We start from the raw sequence: 7,036 nt of genomic DNA, 5'->3' as shown, positions 1-7,036 counted from the left end.
GGCGATACTGGGTTCGAACCAGTGACCTCTTCGGTGTGAACGAAGCGCTCTCCCACTGAGCTAATCGCCCGGGCGCACCCCAAACATTACCGCATGTCAGCGGGGTCTTTGACCACGCTCGGAGCACGTGCGGACCACGCTCGGTCAGTGGTTGATCTTCCATGGCGGCACGAAGCCGAACGTCCGGAGATAGATCCCCACGAGCGCGCCGACGGCGATCAGGCCGACCGTGGTCAGGATGATGTTGCGCCGCCGCACCTGCGGATCGAGCGCCTTCTGCGTGGCCTCCGTGACCCTGCGCTTGGTCCAGCGGAGGACGAGCTGGGCCCAGACGAATTCGGTCGCCCAGATCGCCATGCCGCCGAAGATCACCAGCCAGCCGGGGCCCGGCAGCGGCAGCATGACCACGCCGCCGGCCACGACCGCGAGGCCGACCACGAAAACACCGACCTGCCAGCTCAGGTGGAGCGGCCTGGACGCCTTGATGAACGCCGGCGCACGCGATCCGAGCGCCACCCCGCCCCGCTCGTCACTCCCCGTATCCATGCACCCCAACCTACCGGACCGGCGTCTGAAAACGGGTTCACCGAAATGGACCTATCACCCAAAGTAATAGTCCGCCGTACGAGCTACGTGAACCCCTTCAAAACGGTCAGAGGGGTTTACAACGGCACCGTAGGTGGCATGTCGATTTCGCCGACGTGCGAATCCCCGAGCGCACACTGAGCGAAAGGCCCTGGCGCTTATGAACACCACGGTCAGCTGCGAGCTGCACCTGCGCCTCGTTGTGTCGAGCGAGTCCTCACTGCCTGTACCCGCGGGCCTGCGGTATGACACGGCCGATCCCTATGCCGTGCACGCCACCTTCCACACCGGAGCCGAGGAAACCGTCGAGTGGGTTTTCGCTCGCGATCTCCTCGCCGAGGGCCTGCACCGGCCCACCGGAACCGGCGACGTCAGAGTCTGGCCGTCACGCAGTCACGGTCAGGGTGTCGTCTGTATCGCCCTGAGCTCGCCGGAAGGAGAAGCCCTTCTCGAAGCCCCGGCGCGGGCCCTGGAGTCGTTCCTGAAGCGGACCGACGCCGCGGTTCCGCCCGGCACCGAGCATCGTCACTTCGATCTCGACACGGAACTCTCGCACATCCTGGCCGAGAACAACTGAGGCCAGGCAGAGAGCCGCACGGCGCCGTCCGACTCGGGGCGACGGCGCCGCGCGGACACCCAAGGAGCGGCACCCACCGGCGCCGTCCCCCACGAAGCCGTCGTGGAGGACGGCGCCGGTGCGCGTACAGCACGAGCCGCTAGAGTCGGCCAGCATCCGACGGGCGCCGCCCGCCGCAGGCCAGGGAGCGAATCGTGCTGATCCCTCACGACACCCGGATCGCGCTCGACATGGTGGTCGATCTGGTGAACACCGCGCCGGAGAGCGAGGCGACCGACCTCCTCGCCGACGTGGACGCGCTGTACGGCTTCGTCCAGGACCACGACATCAGCGGGGTCGAGCGGCTCTCCCCCGGTGATCTGCTGGGCGTCCACGGGGTGCGCGGCAGGTTCGCGGAGATCTTCGCGGCGCCCGACGCCCGTGCCGCGGCCGAACTCGTCAACCAGCTGGTCGCGGCCGCCGGCACCACCCCGCAGCTGACCGACCACGACGGCTACGACTGGCACGTGCACTACTTCGCGCCCGGCGCCTCGGTCGCCGACCACCTGGCGGCCGACGGCGGCATGGCCCTCGCCTTCTTCATCGTCACCGGCGAACTGGAGCGGCTGCGCCGGTGCGAGGCGCCGGACTGCGGGCGGGCGTTCGTGGACTTCTCGCGCAACCGCTCCCGCCGTTACTGCTCCAGCCGCACCTGCGGAAACCGTCTGCACGTGGCCGCCTACCGCGCCCGGCGCAAGGAGGCGGCGGGCTGACCGCGCCGGGCACCGCGTACGGAGGGCCTATCGGGGCGTTCCGGCAACGCCGCGAGGTGCCGTGCCAGACGCCCCGCCCCGGCCATGATCCGCCAGACACCCCTCAGAGCAGGAACAGATCGTGCAGGGCGGCCATGAGGAGCAGAGAGCCGATCACCCCCAGGAAGATCATCAGGGGCGGCTGCGAGAGCGCGAAGAGGCAGCCCCGGGCCTGGGGGGCGGGCTCGCTCGGCTCGTCGGTCGGTGCAGGGACGGCGCCCTGGGAAGTGTCCAGCATCTCGGGGCGATGATGACGCAGCCCCGCCGCATGGATATACCAACCCATCCATAATGACCGGGAGTTCACTCGATCTTGCAGCGCGTACGAAAACGGCCGCGCGCGATTGTGAGCGGCCTCACGAGGCGGCCGGAGCTCCGGCCGGAACACCGGAGCCGGGCAGGGGCGAGCCGCGGGGAGCTCAGATGCCGTGCTTCTTCAAGATGGCCTCGATGTCGCTGAAGTCATCGCTCGCGGCCGGCTTGCCCTGCGGCGTGGCCTGTGGCCTGGCCGTGGGCCCTGCCGTTGTGGCGCGGCCCGCGCCGAGCGAGGGAGCGGACGCCGCGGGTGCCACCGCGTCACGCCGGTCCGCGGCCGCGGCGGCCTTGCGCTCCTTGCGGGTGCCGCCGCCGCGCCGCTCCACGGCCCGCGTGAGCAGGAACAGCACCCAGGCGACGCCGAGCAGACCGAAGCCGAGCCACACACTCGGCTTGAAGACAATGCCGGACACCCACTGCACGACACCCGTCATGACGAGGCCGACCGGGACCAGTGAATAGGCGGCGATACGCGTAGCCGCGAGGAAGCGCTTGCGGTACGCCGTGACGGCGGCGATGCCCAGTCCGGCCGCGGAAACGGCGGAGCAGACGGTTTCGGCGAGCATCCGGTTCCTCCAGGCGTGGGCGGGTGTGGCTTCTTCCATCCTGCACCGGACCCAGCCCACGCGGCCACGCCCGGCGGCGACCTCAGGGAGATCTCCGGGGCGGGATCCTCCCCAGGTCCCGGTTGCTGGGAGACTGGCCCCATGAGCGACACCACCCCCTCCGGCACCGCCGGCACCGCCGTCCTCGACGTGTGGTGCGAGCTGCAGTGCCCCGACTGCGCCACCGCACTCGACGACATCCGCGCCCTGCGCGCCCGCTACGGCGACCGGCTTTCCATCCGGCTGCGGCACTTCCCGCTGGAGAAGCACAAGCACGCCTTCGCCGCGGCCCAGGCCGCCGAGGAGGCCTTCGAGCAGGGTCAGGGCTGGCCGTATGTGGAGGCCGTCCTCGCCCGCACCGGGCGTCTCGCCGAGGAGGGCGAGTCGGTCCTGGTACGGACGGCGGCCGAACTCGGCCTGGACGCCGATGAGTTCGACACCTCCCTCATCGACGGACGGCACATGCTGATCGTCGACGCGGACCAGGCCGAGGGCAAGGCGATCGGCGTGACGGGCACACCGACCTACGTCGTCGGCGACGAGCGCCTCGACGGCGGCACGAGCCAGGAGGGGCTGCGCGAGCGCGTCGAGGAGCTTGTGGACCGCCTGCTCGCCCCGTAGTCCCCGAGCTCACCACAAGAGTCCCCGAGCTCGTCACAAGACCGGCGCAGATCACCGGCGCCGATCACCACCGCAGATCACCCGGGCGGAGACACGGCAGATCACTGGGGCGGGGTCACAGGAGCGGCGTCACAGCAGGTCCTTGAACAGGTGGCGGCGGGTGGTGCGGTAGCCGAGCGATTCGTAGAGGCGCAGCGCCGGGGTGTTGGCCGCGAAGACGTGCAGCGCGATGGAGTCCATGCCGTCGGCGAGCGCCACCCGCTCCGCGAGGAGCAGAAGGGAGCGGCCGTGGCCGCGGCCCCGGTGCTCTTCGGCGACGTGGACGTCGTAGACGTACGCGCCCTCGTCGGGCGCGGGCGCCCGGGACACCCACAGGGTCCCCACCTCGCTCCCCCGGTCCTCCAGGAGCAGCAGATGCGTCCCCGCGGTGGCGGCGCCGTCGGGCAGCAGAGCGCGGTGCTCGTCCTCGGACTTGGTCCGGGCCACCGCCTCGGGCATCCCCCGCTCGATCCAGCTGCTCGCGTAGCCCTCCACCGCCGCAGCCCGCCACCGCTCGAATTCATCGGCGTTCATGGGCCGTCCGGCCGTCCCCTCGGGGAACTCCGGTGCGGTGTGCGGGAGTTGCTTCATCATGTTCCGGCTGCGCTCGACGTAGCCGAGGGCGGTGGCCATCCGCAGCGCCGCCTCGGCCTCCGCCGCGACCGTGAGGCGGATCCGGCCGCAGCCCCAGCCGCGCAGTACCTCTTCGGCGGCGAGCGCGGCGACGGTGCCCCGGCCGCGGCCCCGGTCGGCCGGGTCGATGTGCAGCTCTTCGATCCGGCCCACATCGGCCCCGAACCACACATCGGTGACGATCTTGATCCGGCCGACGCGCCGGCTGTTCACACACACGTCGTACGTACGCGACTTGGCGCCGTCGGCGCCCTGCTGGAGCGGCTCGGTCGGCCGAATGGTGGTGGTCATCAAGGCCGTTGTACCTGCCCGGGCGGCGCCCGTCACGCGCTTTACGGACCCGAATCCGCTTCGGTCACGGGGCCGGAGCCGATCCGGTCACGAGTCCAGATCCGATCCGGTCACGGGTCCAGATCCGCTCCGGCCCGCTCGTCGAAGATCCGCATGGCCTTCGTCGTGACCGGGCCCGGCGCGGCGCTCAACTGCCGCCCGTCGACGCGGTGTACGGCCTGCACGTCACGCAGGGTGGAGGTCAGGAAGATCTCCTCGGCCCGCTGGAGGACGTCGAACGGCAGCGCGCTCTCCTGCGCGCCGGTCCATTCGACGGCCAGCGCGCGGGTGATGCCACCGAGGCAGCCGGAGGCGAGCGGCGGGGTGTGCAGCCGGCCGTCGACGACCACGAAGACATTGGAGCCGGTGCCTTCGCACAGCTGCCCCGCGGTGTTGGCGAAGAGCGCCTCCGACGCGTCCGCCGCATGCGCCTTGGCGAGGGCGACGACGTTCTCCGCGTACGAGGTGGTCTTCAGGCCGGTCACGGCGCTGTGCTCGTTGCGCGTCCACGGCACGGTGATCACCGCGGTGGAGTCGGGGCGGCGCGCGGTCTCGCCGAGCGCGACGACGAGGGTCGGCCCGCTGTCGCCCCGGTCGGAGCCGAGCGGTGACAGGCCGCCGGTGTAGGTGATCCGCAGGCGGCCGAGCGGCATCGGGTTGGCGTCGACGACGCTCGCGCAGGCACGCCGCACCTCGTCGAGGTCGGGGTCGGGCAGGCCGAGACCGCGGGCGGAGCGGGTCAGCCGGTCCAGATGGCGGGTGAGCGCGAACAGCCGGCCGCCGGTGACCTTCACCGTCTCGAAGACGCCGTCGCCCACGGTGAGCCCGTGGTCGAGCACAGACACCTGCGCGGCGCCGGCGTCCAGCAGGGCGCCGTTGACCCAGATCTGCATTTACGCGGTCCTTCCCCTGTGCCCACTGTGGGCCCGGTCGCCCGACGCTATCGCGAGCAGACGAGACGCCTTCAGCTCGGTCTCCCGCCACTCGCCCTCGGGGTCCGAGCCCCAGGTGATGCCCGCGCCGGTGCCGAAGCGCAGCACACCCTGCGACCGGTCCACCCAGAACGTACGGATGCCCACGGCCAGCTCGGCGGTGCCGCGGTCCGCGTCGACCCAGCCGATGCCGCCGCAGTAGGGGCCGCGGGGCGCGGTCTCCAGCGCGTCGATGATCCGCAGCGCGCTGGACTTGGGCGCCCCGGTGACGGAGCCGGGCGGGAAGGTGGCGTCGAGCAGCTCGCGCCAGCCGGCACCCTCGCGCAGTTCACCACGGACGGTGGAGACGAGGTGGACGAGGCCGGGGTGCTCCTCGACGGCACACAGCTCGGGCACGCTCACCGTGCCGCTGGCGCAGACGCGTCCCATGTCGTTGCGGACGAGGTCCACGATCATCACGTTCTCGGCGTGGTCCTTCTCCAGGAGGTCCGCCGCGGTCCTGCCGGTCCCCTTGATGGGCCCGGACTCGACGACGCGTCCGGTGCGCCGCAGGAACAGTTCGGGCGACGCGGTCGCGATCTCGACCCCGTGGGCGGGCAGCCGAATCGTTCCCGCGTAGGGGGCGGGGTTGCCGCGGGCGAGGAGCGCGGTGAGGGCGTCGACGTCGGCCGCCGCGGGGTCGGGCAGTGGCGCGCTCAGGACGCGGCAGAGGTTGGCCTGGTAGACCTCGCCGGCCGCGATGTGCTCGCGGATGCGGCGTACCCCCGCCGTGTACGCCGCGTGGTCGAGGGACGACATCCAGTCGTCGGCGGCGGGCCCACGCCAGGCGCCGGGCACGGGTTCGGGGACCGGCCGGGTGCGGACGTCCGCGAAGCGGGCGCAGACGAGCCGGCCCTCGAAGTCCGCGGACACGGCCCAGAAGCCGGTGGAGTCGAGGGCCTCGGGGTCACTGGTGACATCACGCAGGTCCGAGGCGACGAGGCGGCCGAAGCGGGCCAGAGGAGCGAGGTCGTGCACGCTTGTGAGTCTAGGGCCGGTGCAGGTGGCGTGCCTCTGAGTGACCTGGGGGCGAACTCCGGCCGTACCCCGGCGGCGGTCCGGACCAGGTGCAACGCAGCACGCTGCACAAACGCGTTTTTGTACTGGCCCGGGAATCCGCTAGAGTTCAACACGTCGCCGGGACGCGCAAGCGGATCGGAAACGACAAGCGGACGTGGCTCAGTTGGTAGAGCATCACCTTGCCAAGGTGAGGGTCGCGAGTTCGAATCTCGTCGTCCGCTCGATGTGGGGGATCTTCCCGGACCCTCATATGCACTCCTGGTGGAGTGGCCGAGAGGCGAGGCAACGGCCTGCAAAGCCGTCTACACGGGTTCAAATCCCGTCTCCACCTCCAAGCGCGATTAGCTCAGCGGGAGAGCGCTTCCCTGACACGGAAGAGGTCACTGGTTCAATCCCAGTATCGCGCACGCAGTAACACGAAGTAACCGGTCCTGCGAGGTTGGGGACCGTTCCCGCGCGATTAGCTCAGCGGGAGAGCGCTTCCCTGACACGGAAGAGGTCACTGGTTCAATCCCAGTATCGCGCACGCAGTAACACGAAGTAACCGGT

Annotated in this window: 9 protein-coding genes and 4 tRNA genes; 7 read left to right on the top strand and 6 right to left on the bottom strand. The window is 70.7% G+C overall.

Annotated features, from left to right (window positions below):
- Nucleotides 1–144: 144 nt before the first annotated feature.
- Nucleotides 145–546, bottom strand: coding sequence for a TIGR02611 family protein (locus AB0D31_RS34330; protein WP_362730745.1), 402 nt, complete (start codon nt 544–546; stop codon nt 145–147).
- 199 nt (nt 547–745) lie between these two features.
- On the opposite strand from AB0D31_RS34330, the gene AB0D31_RS34325 reads away from it, so the two are divergent.
- Nucleotides 746–1,162, top strand: a complete 417-nt coding sequence (locus AB0D31_RS34325) for an SsgA family sporulation/cell division regulator (RefSeq protein WP_053723613.1) — start codon at nt 746–748, stop codon at nt 1,160–1,162.
- A 194-nt stretch (nt 1,163–1,356) separates the two neighbouring features.
- Nucleotides 1,357–1,914, top strand: a complete 558-nt coding sequence (locus AB0D31_RS34320) for a CGNR zinc finger domain-containing protein (protein ID WP_362730742.1) — start codon at nt 1,357–1,359, stop codon at nt 1,912–1,914.
- 103 nt (nt 1,915–2,017) lie between these two features.
- Here the strand turns inward: AB0D31_RS34320 and AB0D31_RS34315 are convergent, their stop codons facing one another.
- A complete protein-coding gene (locus tag AB0D31_RS34315) occupies nt 2,018–2,191 on the bottom strand; it encodes a hypothetical protein (protein WP_362730739.1) in 174 nt (57 codons plus the stop codon).
- A 181-nt stretch (nt 2,192–2,372) separates the two neighbouring features.
- Nucleotides 2,373–2,834 carry a hypothetical protein gene (locus tag AB0D31_RS34310; RefSeq protein WP_362730736.1) on the bottom strand — a complete coding sequence of 154 codons (462 nt, stop codon included), beginning with the start codon at nt 2,832–2,834 and terminating at the stop codon, nt 2,373–2,375.
- Between the two features lie 141 nt (nt 2,835–2,975).
- On the opposite strand from AB0D31_RS34310, the gene AB0D31_RS34305 reads away from it, so the two are divergent.
- Nucleotides 2,976–3,494, top strand: coding sequence for a DsbA family protein (locus AB0D31_RS34305; protein WP_362730733.1), 519 nt, complete (start codon nt 2,976–2,978; stop codon nt 3,492–3,494).
- A gap of 129 nt (nt 3,495–3,623) precedes the next feature.
- Here AB0D31_RS34305 and AB0D31_RS34300 read toward each other — a convergent pair whose 3' ends face one another.
- The 3 genes from AB0D31_RS34300 to AB0D31_RS34290 form a co-directional block, all read right to left on the bottom strand.
- Nucleotides 3,624–4,457, bottom strand: a complete 834-nt coding sequence (locus AB0D31_RS34300) for a GNAT family N-acetyltransferase (protein WP_362730730.1) — start codon at nt 4,455–4,457, stop codon at nt 3,624–3,626.
- Nucleotides 4,458–4,567: 110 nt separating this feature from the next.
- Nucleotides 4,568–5,389, bottom strand: coding sequence for an aminodeoxychorismate lyase (locus AB0D31_RS34295; protein ID WP_362730727.1), 822 nt, complete (start codon nt 5,387–5,389; stop codon nt 4,568–4,570).
- Entirely contained in the window at nt 5,390–6,445 is a 1,056-nt protein-coding gene (locus tag AB0D31_RS34290; protein ID WP_362730724.1) for a chorismate-binding protein, read from the bottom strand.
- A gap of 190 nt (nt 6,446–6,635) precedes the next feature.
- Between AB0D31_RS34290 and AB0D31_RS34285 the strand changes: the two genes are divergently transcribed.
- The 4 genes from AB0D31_RS34285 to AB0D31_RS34270 all read left to right on the top strand — a co-directional run bounded on the left by AB0D31_RS34285 (nt 6,636) and on the right by AB0D31_RS34270 (nt 7,013).
- Nucleotides 6,636–6,708 (top strand) — tRNA-Gly (locus AB0D31_RS34285).
- Nucleotides 6,709–6,747: 39 nt separating this feature from the next.
- Nucleotides 6,748–6,821 (top strand) — tRNA-Cys (locus AB0D31_RS34280).
- A 1-nt stretch (nt 6,822) separates the two neighbouring features.
- Nucleotides 6,823–6,894: transfer RNA gene (locus AB0D31_RS34275), tRNA-Val, on the top strand.
- Between the two features lie 47 nt (nt 6,895–6,941).
- A tRNA-Val gene (locus AB0D31_RS34270) sits at nt 6,942–7,013 on the top strand.
- Nucleotides 7,014–7,036: the final 23 nt, after the last annotated feature.

Source organism: Streptomyces sp. NPDC048361, assembly GCF_040651795.1.
Lineage (GTDB): Bacteria > Actinomycetota > Actinomycetes > Streptomycetales > Streptomycetaceae > Streptomyces.
Note: the sequence above shows the minus strand (reverse complement) of the source record. Positions and strands in the feature narration are given on the sequence as shown.

Coding starts and splice junctions, on each gene's coding strand:
- AB0D31_RS34315 (WP_362730739.1), bottom strand. CDS start 2,191: ATGCTGGACACTTCCCAGGGCGCCGTCCCTGCACCGACCGACGAGCCG.
- AB0D31_RS34325 (WP_053723613.1), top strand. CDS start 746: ATGAACACCACGGTCAGCTGCGAGCTGCACCTGCGCCTCGTTGTGTCG.
- AB0D31_RS34300 (WP_362730730.1), bottom strand. CDS start 4,457: ATGACCACCACCATTCGGCCGACCGAGCCGCTCCAGCAGGGCGCCGAC.
- AB0D31_RS34295 (WP_362730727.1), bottom strand. CDS start 5,389: ATGCAGATCTGGGTCAACGGCGCCCTGCTGGACGCCGGCGCCGCGCAG.
- AB0D31_RS34310 (WP_362730736.1), bottom strand. CDS start 2,834: ATGCTCGCCGAAACCGTCTGCTCCGCCGTTTCCGCGGCCGGACTGGGC.
- AB0D31_RS34330 (WP_362730745.1), bottom strand. CDS start 546: ATGGATACGGGGAGTGACGAGCGGGGCGGGGTGGCGCTCGGATCGCGT.
- AB0D31_RS34305 (WP_362730733.1), top strand. CDS start 2,976: ATGAGCGACACCACCCCCTCCGGCACCGCCGGCACCGCCGTCCTCGAC.